This is a genomic window from Bacteroides oleiciplenus YIT 12058, assembly GCF_000315485.1.
Lineage (GTDB): Bacteria > Bacteroidota > Bacteroidia > Bacteroidales > Bacteroidaceae > Bacteroides > Bacteroides oleiciplenus.
Genome location: NZ_JH992940.1, coordinates 1,357,194 through 1,369,899 on the forward strand (window position 1 = coordinate 1,357,194; position 12,706 = coordinate 1,369,899).

10 protein-coding genes are annotated in these 12,706 nt (G+C 45.1%); 5 read left to right on the plus strand and 5 right to left on the minus strand.

The window, feature by feature from the left end; genetic code table 11:
• Positions 1 to 215 precede the first annotated feature (215 nt).
• On the minus strand, positions 216 to 2,246 hold the full coding sequence (locus tag HMPREF9447_RS05915) for a toxin-antitoxin system YwqK family antitoxin (RefSeq protein WP_009128790.1): 2,031 nt from the start codon (positions 2,244 to 2,246) through the stop codon (positions 216 to 218).
• Between the two features lie 2 nt (positions 2,247 to 2,248).
• The gene (locus tag HMPREF9447_RS05920; protein WP_009128791.1) at positions 2,249 to 3,481 is read right to left on the minus strand and encodes a Cof-type HAD-IIB family hydrolase; all 1,233 of its coding nucleotides are present in this window, start codon (positions 3,479 to 3,481) and stop codon (positions 2,249 to 2,251) included.
• Between the two features lie 151 nt (positions 3,482 to 3,632).
• On the opposite strand from HMPREF9447_RS05920, the gene HMPREF9447_RS05925 reads away from it, so the two are divergent.
• The 4 genes from HMPREF9447_RS05925 to HMPREF9447_RS05940 all read left to right on the plus strand — a co-directional run bounded on the left by HMPREF9447_RS05925 (position 3,633) and on the right by HMPREF9447_RS05940 (position 7,358).
• Entirely contained in the window at positions 3,633 to 3,974 is a 342-nt protein-coding gene (locus HMPREF9447_RS05925; protein WP_009128792.1) for a nucleotide pyrophosphohydrolase, read from the plus strand.
• A complete protein-coding gene (locus tag HMPREF9447_RS05930; protein WP_009128793.1) occupies positions 3,971 to 6,331 on the plus strand; it encodes a DNA/RNA helicase domain-containing protein in 2,361 nt (786 codons plus the stop codon). Before HMPREF9447_RS05925 ends, HMPREF9447_RS05930 begins: the two co-directional genes overlap by 4 nt.
• A gap of 127 nt (positions 6,332 to 6,458) precedes the next feature.
• Positions 6,459 to 7,151, plus strand: coding sequence for a COG1361 family protein (locus tag HMPREF9447_RS05935; protein WP_009128794.1), 693 nt, complete (start codon positions 6,459 to 6,461; stop codon positions 7,149 to 7,151).
• Positions 7,152 to 7,178: 27 nt separating this feature from the next.
• Positions 7,179 to 7,358 carry a hypothetical protein gene (locus tag HMPREF9447_RS05940; RefSeq protein ID WP_009128795.1) on the plus strand — a complete coding sequence of 60 codons (180 nt, stop codon included), beginning with the start codon at positions 7,179 to 7,181 and terminating at the stop codon, positions 7,356 to 7,358.
• Here the strand turns inward: HMPREF9447_RS05940 and HMPREF9447_RS05945 are convergent.
• From HMPREF9447_RS05945 to HMPREF9447_RS05955, 3 genes are all read right to left on the minus strand, one after another.
• Positions 7,351 to 8,208 carry an MBL fold metallo-hydrolase gene (locus tag HMPREF9447_RS05945; protein ID WP_009128796.1) on the minus strand — a complete coding sequence of 286 codons (858 nt, stop codon included), beginning with the start codon at positions 8,206 to 8,208 and terminating at the stop codon, positions 7,351 to 7,353. The genes HMPREF9447_RS05940 and HMPREF9447_RS05945 overlap by 8 nt on opposite strands.
• A gap of 38 nt (positions 8,209 to 8,246) precedes the next feature.
• Positions 8,247 to 9,851, minus strand: coding sequence for a sensor histidine kinase (locus tag HMPREF9447_RS05950; RefSeq protein WP_009128797.1), 1,605 nt, complete (start codon positions 9,849 to 9,851; stop codon positions 8,247 to 8,249).
• Positions 9,852 to 10,056: 205 nt separating this feature from the next.
• On the minus strand, positions 10,057 to 11,511 hold the full coding sequence (locus HMPREF9447_RS05955) for a DEAD/DEAH box helicase (protein ID WP_009128798.1): 1,455 nt from the start codon (positions 11,509 to 11,511) through the stop codon (positions 10,057 to 10,059).
• A gap of 73 nt (positions 11,512 to 11,584) precedes the next feature.
• Here HMPREF9447_RS05955 and HMPREF9447_RS05960 point away from each other — a divergent pair, with 73 nt between their 5' ends.
• Positions 11,585 to 12,526 (plus strand): GNAT family N-acetyltransferase, encoded by a 942-nt coding sequence (locus HMPREF9447_RS05960; protein ID WP_009128799.1) that lies wholly within the window; start codon positions 11,585 to 11,587, stop codon positions 12,524 to 12,526.
• Positions 12,527 to 12,706: the final 180 nt, after the last annotated feature.

The window sequence follows — 12,706 nt, forward strand, 5'->3', positions numbered from 1 at the left end:
CTTAGCCTTGTGATTTATAGGTATTTTATTGTTTCACCTACCACCTCCCCCTACGGGTACTCACCCCCTCCGACTCCCCCGTTATCGGGGGAGAGCAACCTCCCGGGAGGAGGAGAATTGAGATAGTGCTGTTTATCATTTGCCTCATTACTAATCACTAAACGCTAATCACTAATCACTTTTGTTCCTTTCTATTCCGTTATGAATTATTCGTTTCAATATTTTTCCTTCCTTTCAAACTCCCCATCTTCCGTATAATATTTCCAAGTCCCCTTAGGTTGGTTTTTGGAATACTTGCCGCGGAGTTTTAATTTACCATTCTCATAATATTCGCGGTAGCGCCCATGACGCTTTCCTTCTTTTACTTCCGCTTCACTCTTCAACGCTCCCTCCGGATAGAACTCCCTCAGGACATTGCCTTCAAACTTCTCGACGTAGAAACGTTCCAATTCACTCATCATTTCCTTCTCGGTATCAGCTTCTTCATTCAGTATGGAGTCCTCCCCCGTTGCTTCATCTTCTTCATCGGCATCAACCGCCATAACCGCTTGAGGGCTGTACGGACTATAATCCATCACATATCGCAGGGAGGCCGACCGGCCCTCTCCCGTAATCTGCATGGTCCAGTAGGGAAACGAATACAAAATATCCTTATCAGCCTGCATTTGCTTCCAAGTGAGCGCATTTACCATCGGCTTCAACTGAGAGTAAAACTTCTGCACATCCATATACAAGAAAACCGTGGAACTTGAATTCAAATACGAAAACGCATTCTTAAATCCCGGATTATCTTTTAGCAAATTCTTCTGCTCATAATCTTCCACAAACGAGAGCAGGGATGATGCCTTATTGCTAAACACCACATAATCGTCCACATACGTATAGTATGGCTTCTCGAATTTATCAAACAACCCGCCGAAGAACAAACGGAAGAAGCCTTTCATCTCTACATAATTGATATCGAAACCTTTATAATCAACCGTTTTAATCCGGAGCGGGGTGCGGCGCCTGATTTTCTTTTCAATAAACTCCATGTTTTCACGGGCATCTTTCATGTTCTTAGCCCCAATAGCCAGGATAAGTTCGGGGTCATGCCCCAGCAACCCCGGCTCAGATTGTGTTATGGCAAACTCCCCCGACATCCAACTCAGGAAATTCTCTTCCAGAGATATGCCGAACAGCCCTTCAATCTTCTTCCGTGAACTTTCATAAGAATCATACAATTGCTTATCATGGAGAGAAAGTGCATTTTCCAGTTCCTTCATGAACGTCACCGGATTACTAAAGCCAATATTCGTGTAAAGGGCGGTTCGTCCGGAGAGGATTTCATGCGCCTTCATTTTATGTTTTCCGGAATTCAACATGGCGGTGACATAAGGATCAGCCGTATCCTTGCACAATGTATAGCCTTTCACTTCCATCCGGTGTCTGTCCGTATCGAAATAAAGTCCGCCAAAACCCATGGACTTACTAAACAGATCCACATATTCGTTCCTGGCTCCCAGATAAATAGTCATAAACTGGGGCAGATATTCGTAGTTGACAAATACCTGGACAAGTCCTTTGCCTGAAACCAACTTCCGGGCTTCCATAAAAGAGTGGTCGAGCCCTATTTTAGGTTTATTGCGCGAATTGATGGCGGACTCCACAAGCCAAGAGGTATAGGAACCTATAAAGTGATTGTCCACAAAGGCACAATAAAAAATATCCTGCGTATCCGGATTATGCATCTCAAGGATATTTATGCCACTATGCATGCGGTTAGTCACCGGATTACCAGCCATCACCAGCACCGTTTCAAGCTGGCTTTTCAATAAATCCAACTTGGAGGCTTTCTGCATATCCAGCACAATCAGGAAATCCCAGTCGGTGGCACGGACCTTATGGATTGAAATAAGCATATCCCGCTTGCCAACCAGCGACAATAACATTTTATTACTTCTGACCACCTCGTCAAGCGTCTCGACGTTCTTTGCAACCTCTTCAAAGGCTTTCGCATTCTTCAAGCATTGCCACGTGGCGCTCCTGCTGAACTTTCCCCAATCATCAATCGGAGCCGATGATTGAATGATGAATGCCGCATCCTCAGGCACCAGATAGATTTGCTGAATGTTGCGGTCGGGCAAGATGAACACACAAAACATGGAGTACACAAAGTAGACCGCCAGGGCCAAGCCAGCCCCTACGAAAGTTCTTTTTACTATTTTCCCGGTGCTTTTCTTCTTCCCATTGACTAATTCATCCATCCCTATCCTTTTTTCAATATGCTATTCACCACGCGCACCGAAGATACCAGTTTAGCCGTCGAAGTGAACACATCTACATTCCAGACATGCGAGGAACGGCCTTTATGCACGATAGTCGCCACCGCTCTTACCGTGTCTCCTTCGTGAGCCGAAGAAATATGGTTTCCGCTGACTTGCATGCCGACCACTATTTCATCCGGCTTGCAAAGTATCATCGAGCCCAGTCCGGCAACCGTCTCCGCCAGTGCCAGACTGGCACCTCCGTGCAGAATGCCGAAAGGTTGGCGGGTGCGTTCGTCCACCGGCATGGTGGCCTCTACCCTATCTTCGGAAGCGTAAGTATATTGTATGCCCAGATTTCCCATCAGAGCATGGCGTGCACGCTGGTTGAGTTGTTCCAAGGGTACGTCGGCAGGGCGGATTTCGGCAAGGATGGCCTTCTCTACCGCCTCAGCCACTCCGTCTTCGTCATTGGATGCGGTAATCCGGTCGGCACAAACTTTTACAGAGTCTTGTGCGTTTCCCATGGCAATGCCCAGCCCGGCGGATTGTATCATGGAGACATCGCAAACTCCGTCGCCAATGGCGATGACTTCTTCCGAACTAACACCCAGTTTCTCAAGCAAAGCGCCCAGCGTATTGGATTTATCAATGGAACAAGGCACCACTTCGAGAAAATAGGGTTCCGAACGAAACACGTCCAGCGCTCCGTTCAATCTCCGGCGCCAGTGGTTTTCCAAGCCCACCAGCGCTTCTTCGTCATCGCTGACCAGCATGCACTTGCATGGGGCAAAGTCCACCGCTATCGAGAACTCCGTTTCCGTCACAATCTTCAGTCCATTCAGTTCTGCTTCGCGGCGTATGTGCTCATTTTCGGGTGTATCGGTGATAAGGGTATCTTCGTGATAAGTAAAGATGGCAAATCCGTTTTTGCGGGATTTCTTTTCAAGATAAGGCAACATTTCGGGGTTTATCCGGCGCTCAAACAGGAGTTCGCCGTTTTGGGCATTGATAATCTGCCCGCCGTTATAGGAGAGGATGAAGCCTCCGTAATTGCCCAATTCCAGAGTTTTGGCAATAGGCATAAGGCCATACGTCGGTCTGCCGGAAGCCAGCACGATACGCACGCCCATCTGTTGCACCTTCAACAAGGCGGCCAGCGTGCGCTTACTGATTTTCTTTTCACTATCGAGCAGAGTTCCGTCTACATCAAGAACTAATAATTTGTATTTCATGACTTACCGGTTTTAAGTTAATGAAACAAAGGTAAAGTTATTCGAGAGAAAACACAATAAGTGACGGGGTTTTTCTTCTTTTTAGAGAATTCTTTTCTACCTTTGTCACACAATCGAGTTATAACATATTCTTCACAAAAATAGAAAGCCCATGAAGACTAACAAATCCGAAATGCAAGAAATTATGGAAAGAATCGTCTCATTCACACAAGAAAGAGATTGGGATCAATTCCATAATGGAAAAGACTTAGCCTTAGCACTTTCGATAGAAGCTTCGGAACTAAATGAGGCTTTTCTTTGGAAAAATGCCCAAGAAGTCAATATTGATAAAGTAAAAGAGGAACTGGCCGATATAATGAATTATGCATTTCTTATAGCACATAAATATGATTTAGACCTTAAAGAAATCATATTGGCAAAACTTGCAAAGAATGCGGAGAAATATCCAGTAGACAAGTCAAAAGGAAACGCTAAAAAATATACTGAACTATGATTGTTTACCATGCTTCTAAAAAAGGATTCATAAGAGATGTCTTCAACGGAAACATTGCAGATGAAATAGATCATGCATTTATGGCACATCTCGGAAGACATACTTCTCCAAACGAGGTGAGGTCATGGAGAAATTCAATGATGTATATGTATAAGGTCATTGATACGCCAGACATACCGGACACTTCCAGCATTGCAATTGAATACCAGATACCATTAACTTCTAAACGAGTCGATTTTATTATTTCCGGATTAGATGAGAATCAAAAAGGAAACATAGTCATCATTGAACTTAAGCAATGGGAACAGGCCAAATTATCAAGTAAGTCCGGAGTGGTTCAAACCCGGTTCCAACACGGAGAAAGCGAAGTTACCCACCCATCATATCAGGCATGGTCTTATGCTTATATGCTGACAAACTATAATGAGACAATCAGAGAACAACAAATAGAACTTTCTCCATGTGCCTTCTTGCACAATTATCAATCAGATAATATCATAGCCAATGCATGCTATCAGGAATACATTGAAAAGGCACCTGTGTTCTTTAAATCTGATGCCCAGAAGTTACAAGATTTCATTAAGAAACGCATCAAATTCGGAGCTAAAGACGATATCATCTGGCTTATTGATAAAGGGAAGTTGAGACCTTCCAAGCAATTAGCAGACACTTTACTCTCCATGCTACATGGCAATCAGGAGTTTGTTTTATTGGACGATCAAAAGATTGTTTACGAAACGGCATTAGAACTGGCGCGGAATACCGCAAGCGGGAAGAAACATGTCTTAATCGTGGAAGGAGGACCCGGCACAGGTAAAAGTGTTGTGGCCGTAAATCTTCTGATACAACTGACCAAAGAAGGGTTAGTAGCCCAGTATGTATCCAAAAATGCAGCACCGAGAGATGTGTACACCGTAAAACTCAGCGGTAGTTATCAAAAGAGTTTTATCAATAATTTATTTGTTGGAAGCGGGAGCTTTATAGATGCGCCGGCAAATGTTTTTGATGCTCTAATTATTGATGAAGCCCATCGATTAAACCTTAAAAGTGGTCTATACGGCAACCTTGGCGAGAACCAGATTCTTGAAATCATACGTGCCGCTAAATTCTCTGTATTTTTTGTTGATGACAGGCAAAGAGTACATATTAAAGACATCGGTTCCAAAAAGGCTATTGAGAAAGTTGCGGAAAGTTGTGGCGCCATTGCACATTATGCCAAATTAAGTTCTCAATTCCGTTGTAACGGGTCGGACGGATACCTCAGTTGGCTGGACAACACGTTGCAAATAAAAGAGACCGCTAACATTCACCTTTCATCAGAAGATTATGATTTCAGAATTTTTTCTGACCCCAATGAATTACTCGACACAATAAAAGTAAAAAATAAAATAAACAATCGTGCAAGAGTCGTAGCGGGTTATTGCTGGGACTGGAATAGTAAAAAAGACCCTGATGCTTTTGACATAGTAATACCAGAGTTCAATTTCAAGAAAAGATGGAATCTCAGTTCTGATAAAAATCTCTGGATTATCGGGAACAATTCGGTCAATGAAATCGGATGTATCCATACCTGCCAAGGATTAGAACTGGATTATATCGGGGTCATTGTTGGCAAAGATATGAGATATGAAAATAACAAGGTAAGCACAGATGTAACCCAGCGTTCCAAACATGACCAATCTGTAAAAGGTTTCAAGTCTCTGCTAAAAGAAAACAAGAAACAGGCTTTACAAGATGCTGATGAGATTATAAAAAACACTTATAGAACCTTAATGACAAGAGGTATGAAAGGTTGCTACGTGTATTTTTGCGATTCTGCGTTATCCCAACATTTCATGAACCAACTACAACCTCTGCATGAAGAGAGGAAAGAAATACGCATAGAACCGGAAATTAATGATGACGTCAAGTATATAGATTTCCTTCCTCTTTATTCCATAAAAGCAGCCTGCGGCTATTTTGGAGAAGGGGAAATTGTAGATGAACTTGGCTGGATAAGAGTGGAAGGCATAGGGAAGCTGAACCGAAATATGTATATAGTGCAGGCCACAGGGCATTCCATGGAACCAATCATAAATGATGGGGACTACTGTGTCTTCAGAGCTAACCCCGCAGGTAGCCGGCAAGGCAAAATAGTACTGGCACAACATTACAACTTTTATGACGCTGACTATGCAGGAGGCTATTCGATCAAAATATACCATAGTAAGAAAAAACAAGATGGGTCAGAAAATTGGACACACGAAGAAATTGTACTTGAACCCAAAAATGCTAATTATAACCCTATAATCATCAATGAAGAAAACTCTGAAGAATTTAGAATTGTCGGGGAATTCGTTGGAACAATAAAACCCTGAGTATTACTAAAATCAAGTTTAAGCTAAATCAATCAAAATATTAAGAAGCCGCATTTCAGCAAACAAAATTTTATCCATACCTTTACAGAGTTCTAATGCACATATACATACTAAATAGGATTTTGATATGAAGAAACTGATTAGCATGCATTTTATAGGAATATTGGCATTAACCATATTGTGTAGCGGATGTAGCACCAACCGCATGGCGGCGGGTGACCCGGGTGCCGTATTGGCCGGAGCCGCCATCGGAGGCAATGTAGGAGGCGCCATCGGCGGGCTGATAGGCGAGAACAACCGAGGATGGAGAGGAGGTTACCGTGGTTCTGCCATCGGCACCATTGTGGGAACCATTGCCGGAGCCGCCATTGCCAATGCCGCCACCGCCCCCAAACAAACGGAAGAATACAGCTACCGGGTAGAGAGAACCCAGCCCACTTATAATTCCCGACCGGAAGCGCGCCCCTCCGCCATCAATAACCTGAAGATACGCAATATACGTTTCATTGACGATAGCCGCGACCACGTAATCAACGCGGGCGAGAATTGCAAAGTCGTCTTCGAAATTATGAACGAAGGAAGCAGGACCGCCTTCAACGTGGTGCCGGTAGTGGCGGAAGTCACGGGCATGAAGCACATCTATATCTCGCCATCCGTCATGATAGAACAAATCGCTCCCCGCGAAGGCGTGAAATACACCGCCAGCATCAGCGCCGGAGAACGGATAAAGACGGGAGAAGTCATCTTCCGCATTGCCGTAGCCGACGAGAACGGTGAGGAATATGACTGGCAAGAGTTTTCATTGCCCACCCAACGATGAACAATCTCTAATTAAAACAATAAAATCATGGCCGACAACTATTTAGAAAAGCAATACGAAGCATACGAAGCAAGAAAAGCCGCTTGGGAAAAAGAACGCAAATACGGGAAGAAGCACTCCCTTGCCAAGCGCCCGAAAACGGAGGAAAAGTCAAAAGGGAGTGAAAACACACCCCCTATCACGTCCCATCCGGAAAGTACTATTTAAATCCCGGAGGCGGCAAATGCATTCCCGCCATTGTCAATCCATTTTCTTTGGCATACCGGAGGAAGTGTTTACGTGACTTCACCGCCGCATCCTTATCCATATCGTAGGAGGCACAGATTTCGGGATGTTCCAATTGAAGGGCAGCTCCGTGAATCAAATCGGCTATCACCAATAGCTTGCCTGCCTGGTATACCGTATGGCCGGGAGTGTGCCCTTTCGCATTCATGGCAACCACATTCCCCGGCAAGGTTTCACCAAATTCAAACAGGTGCAAACGGTCCTTATAAGCGTTCATGGTCTTCACCACTTGCGCATTCCTATCGGAAGGCATCTTGAGCCAGGCATCATACTCTACTTTCGATGCATACACCTCGGCATTAGGGAAGACAATGCTATCTCCCTTCATCATCCCTCCGATGTGGTCACCGTGGAAGTGGGTGAGATACATATACTTGATGTCAGCCGGATTCACGCCCAAAGAGGCAAGTCCCGGTAACAGGCGGCTATCCGGCGCTCCCATTCCCGTATCAAACAAAATGTGAATGCCATCCGTTTCTACCAGAAAAGTACTCATTGAAGAGGGTATCCCGTTTTGCAACTTCAAGCTATCTATCAGTGCATCACTGGCATCGGCGAAAAGCGTCCTCTCCATAAGACGTTCTTTTGCATTATCCTGTATCCAAGTGACCTTCACTCCATCCAGTTGTAGGGTTTTCAAACCGTCACATGTCATAGTTGTACTATCCATACTTGCTTCCTCATTAGTTTGTTTCTTTGCACCGCCGCCACAACCGACCAGCAACAATACAACTGACGAAACAACCCAATATCTCCATGTTTTGTTCTTCATTGGCCTACTAATTTTTAGTTCATGAATAATAGTTTTGATTATGCCGACTCGGCACAAGGATGTGTAAACCAGAAACGGCTACCGACGCCCACCTCAGACTCTAGCCCGATAGTGCCGCCAAGATGTTCGATTATGCTCCGGCAGATGGACAATCCCAAGCCGGTGCCTTTGGAAAAAGTATTAAGTTTCACAAAGCGGTCGAACACCTGCCCCACCGCATCCGGAGCGATACCGATACCCGTATCCGTTACGGAGAATTCTATCTCATTGGTATCCTCCTTAAAGTGATACTCAAGAGTGATTTGCCCTTCGCTCGTAAACTTGAGGGCGTTATTGATAAAGTTGGTGATAACCTGCATCAAACGCTTCTTGTCCGTATAAATACGATAATCGGGCAAATTAGAAGCCAGCAACACCGGCACAAGTTTATCTTCCTTGATGTCATAACCGCGAAGTATGTCCTCACAAAAGTCTTTGATGTTCAGATACCCCATATTGAAGTCGAGCGTCCCCGCCTCTATCTTCGACAAATCCAGAATATCGGATATCAATTGCAAAAGCAACTCCGTGTTCTCCTGCATGATTTCAATATATTCCTGACGCTCTTTCTTGTCATCTTCCTCAACAAGCATACTTGCAAAACCGACAATCGCATTCAACGGAGTACGAATTTCATGGCTCATATTGGCCAGGAAAGCCGACTTCAGGCGGTCCAGATTCTCCGCTTTCTCCTTGGCTATCCTTAATTCTTCTTCTATCTTTTTCTGATGGTCGATGTCGACACTGGTGATGACGTGCGCCATCTGTCCATCTATCCAGGGGAATGCGGCACTGAACACACGAAACCAGCATTTGTCGAACGGGCGTTGATAGTCCCAGGAATAAACCTTGGTGGGCTGGCCATTCTCATCAATCAAATGTCTTTTAGGGCAGAACTCACACTCGCCCGTTTTATCGGTGTAGAGGGCTTGCCAGCACTTCTTCTCTTCGAAATGCTTGATGCCGCCATACGGGGCGGCCATAGACGCGTTGGCATATAGCATGTCATGAGAATCGAAAGAGTTCACATAAATGTCCACTCCCATATTGTTCATAATGCTACCCAGCGTATTGCTTGCCCGCACTTCTCTTTCCTTATATTCCCTGACCGCTATTTCCTTGGAGAGCGAGCCCAGTATCAGATGAATCATCTGGAGCTCGTCTTCGGCGAAAGGTATAGAGGCTTCTTCCCTATCCGCGAACCCGATAAATCCGATAATCTTCCCTTCGGAATCTTCAAATTGTCTGATTAGCAATGAATCCACTCCATAAAAATCCAGAATATCCATATCAGACAAAGAAATTTTCTCACCCTTACTGGCATAGAAAGGTTTCTTTTTAGCCTCTATACGACCAGAATGTTGTGTGGTCATCTCTCCCATTTCAAAACGAAACCTCAGGGTGTTGTCTTCATTTCCGATGGTTTCCTTCAAAAAGAAATAGCGGAAGCCATCTGTTTGATAAACAAACCCTTTCTTGAATCCATAGTAATTACAAATGTCTATCAACGACTTCGTGATTTTCTTTTCAATAGATTCATGGCCATTCAACCGTTCTAAAAACTGAAGTAGAAATACACTTAAACTTTCCTTGCTTTTGGTCATATAGTCTTTAGTTCCTTAAGTTTAGACTACTCGGAACGAATTTTCGTTTTTCCTCCAAGCATTCAAGCCGCTAATATACAAACTTTTAAAGACAATAGAGCATTTTTACCAAGTTTTTAAATATTAAATATTTTCCTTTTTACACAAAGCAAGACAAAGAAAAACTTAATTTATTTTACAAGTATCCCAAAAGCATATACAACTTTCAATCATAGTTTTCGTAGCGCGAACGCAACTTTGCCGGACTTTTGGGTGACGGCTCCGATTTATCGGCCCCCGACTTCTTTTGCCCGGATTGCTGGACAGGTCGAGGTCTTTCGGGGCGGTTATTATTCCGTTTGGGCTTTTCGGCAGATACCACCACCTTTTGAGTGCTTCCGGTTGATTCGGCTGGTCTCTTCCTTTCTTCCCGCCTTCTATTGTTCTGAGGTCTTCCTCCTTGAGTGCGGCTTTGCGATTTGGGTGCAACATTGGGGGTAGAAGAAGAATTGGTGGTAGCAGAAGAAGCCGCAGGCTCTTCCAAAAGCGACAAATTGCGCTTTTGTTGCACCAGCTTTATACCCGTAAGTTTCTCTATCTCACGTAGCATGGGGGCTTCTTCGCTCGAGCAAAAAGCAATGGCACGTCCTTCGCAACCCGCACGTCCCGTACGTCCGATACGGTGCACGTAGGTCTCCGGAACATCGGGCAAATCAAAATTGAGAACCAAATCCAGACCTTTTATATCGATACCCCGGGCAGCAATATCCGTAGCAATAATCACATTGGAGCGCCCTTCCTTAAAATTGCTCAACGCACGTTGGCGGGCATTCTGTGACTTGTCTCCATGTATGCTTTCGCAAGCAATGCCACGACGAGACAGGTAGCGGGCAATGTTATCCGCCCCATGCTTGGTACGGGAGAAAACCAGCACCTGATGGCCTGCCTCTCCGAGCAACAATTGAGCCAACAATTCTTTCTTCTGAGGTTTTTCTACCCGGTAGACGGACTGGCTGATAATCTCCACAACACTGGATGCCGGAGTTACTTCCACACGCGCCGGATTGTGCAACAAACTCTTGGCAAGACGGTCGATGCTATCGGGCATGGTGGCCGAGAAGAAAAGAGTTTGCTTCTTGGGCGGAAGCTTGGGCAAGAGGCGTTTGACGTCATGGATAAATCCCATGTCGAGCATACGGTCGGCCTCATCAAGAACGAAGTGGCGAACATCGTCGAGGCGGATAAAGCCTTGCGACATCAAGTCGAGCAGGCGTCCGGGAGTAGCGGTCAAAATGTCCGTCCCGGCACGAAGTTCATCAGTTTGCGACTTTTGTTTCACTCCGCCGAAGATAACCGTGTGGCGCAAGGTCGTATAGCGTGTATAGTCCGCCAACGATTCATCAATCTGAATCGCCAACTCCCGGGTTGGGGTCAGGATAAGCGCACGGATGCTACGCGGGGTACCTTTGCGTTGGGGCATAGGAGCGGCAAGCAATTGCTCGATGATGGGTACGGCGAAAGCGGCGGTTTTGCCGGTTCCGGTTTGCGCCAGTCCCAACAAATCACGCCCAGTCAGGGCTTCGGGTATAGCTTGTTCTTGGATAAGTGTGGGGGTAGAATAGTCTTTTTCAAGGAGCGCACGGCACACCGGCTCCGAAATATTCATCTGTTTAAATGTCATCATTTCTTTTTATTACGGCACAAAGGTAGGACTTTACAGGGAATTATCACTATATTTGCATGAAAAAGGAATCATGAGAATACATCACATCGCCATCTGGACCTTCCGCCTGGAAGAATTAAGGAACTTCTATATCCGGTATTTTAACGGAAAGAGCAACGAAAAATATATCAACCCCAAGAAAGGTTTCGAATCATACTTCATATACTTTGACGATGGTGCATCATTAGAATTAATGAGCCGAACGGACGTACAGAACACCCCGGTAGAAGAAAACAGGTTAGGGCTCACCCACTTTGCCCTTGCCTTTCAAAGCAAAGAAGATGTGCTCAAGACTACTGAACAACTCCGGGCAGACGGTTACATGATAGTAGGCGAACCCCGGACTTCGGGCGACGGCTATTTTGAAAGCGTGGTGCTCGATCCTGACGGAAACCGCGTAGAATGTGTCTATCGGAAAGAAGAAACTTCAGAAGAACCCGACGCCCCAATTGAAACGGAACGGTTGCTACTACGCCCCTTCGTAGAGAGCGATGCAGAGGCTCTCTTTGCCTGTTGCCGAAACCCCAACATAGGGAACAATGCGGGTTGGCAACCTCACGCAAGTCTGGAGGAATCGCGCGAAGTACTTCGTTCCGTATTCTTATCCCAGAAAGGGGTATGGGCCATTATCCTGAAAGACAACGGGCAATTGATTGGCTCCATCGGCATCATCGCCGACCCCAGACGCGAAAACCCGCAAGTACGTATGCTGGTATATTGGCTCGACGAGGCTCAATGGGGAAAAGGCTATATGACGGAGGCGGTAAAAGCGGTACTAAACTACGGCTTCGGCACGCTAAAACTAAGTCTTATCACCGCTAATTGTTACCCCCATAACGAGCGCTCTCAACAAGTATTGAAACGCCAGGGCTTTGTGCATGAGGGTACGCTTCATCAGGCCGAAGTGACTTATGACGGACATGTATATGACCATCAATGCTATTACCTGACAAATCCTGAATATCAAAAATGAGTCTATAAAAGGGAAAAATAAGATTTACATTCATATAGTCTTTTTTTAAGACATCATAAATTCAGCGTTCCGATACAAACGAAGTTAATTCTCACATTTTTATCCATTTGTGTGGGAATTCAAAATAATCGTGTAACTTTGCGAATGAGATTTTCTTCAGAATCTCCACTGGTAACGGAT

What these genes read in the sequence shown, in the direction of transcription:
- HMPREF9447_RS05915 (WP_009128790.1), bottom strand. Translation starts at nt 2,246, where the DNA reads ATGGATGAATTAGTCAATGGGAAGAAGAAAAGCACCGGGAAAATAGTA.
- HMPREF9447_RS05920 (WP_009128791.1), bottom strand. Translation starts at nt 3,481, where the DNA reads ATGAAATACAAATTATTAGTTCTTGATGTAGACGGAACTCTGCTCGAT.
- HMPREF9447_RS05925 (WP_009128792.1), top strand. Translation starts at nt 3,633, where the DNA reads ATGAAGACTAACAAATCCGAAATGCAAGAAATTATGGAAAGAATCGTC.
- HMPREF9447_RS05930 (WP_009128793.1), top strand. Translation starts at nt 3,971, where the DNA reads ATGATTGTTTACCATGCTTCTAAAAAAGGATTCATAAGAGATGTCTTC.
- HMPREF9447_RS05935 (WP_009128794.1), top strand. Translation starts at nt 6,459, where the DNA reads ATGAAGAAACTGATTAGCATGCATTTTATAGGAATATTGGCATTAACC.
- HMPREF9447_RS05940 (WP_009128795.1), top strand. Translation starts at nt 7,179, where the DNA reads ATGGCCGACAACTATTTAGAAAAGCAATACGAAGCATACGAAGCAAGA.
- HMPREF9447_RS05945 (WP_009128796.1), bottom strand. Translation starts at nt 8,208, where the DNA reads ATGAAGAACAAAACATGGAGATATTGGGTTGTTTCGTCAGTTGTATTG.
- HMPREF9447_RS05950 (WP_009128797.1), bottom strand. Translation starts at nt 9,851, where the DNA reads ATGACCAAAAGCAAGGAAAGTTTAAGTGTATTTCTACTTCAGTTTTTA.
- HMPREF9447_RS05955 (WP_009128798.1), bottom strand. Translation starts at nt 11,511, where the DNA reads ATGACATTTAAACAGATGAATATTTCGGAGCCGGTGTGCCGTGCGCTC.
- HMPREF9447_RS05960 (WP_009128799.1), top strand. Translation starts at nt 11,585, where the DNA reads ATGAGAATACATCACATCGCCATCTGGACCTTCCGCCTGGAAGAATTA.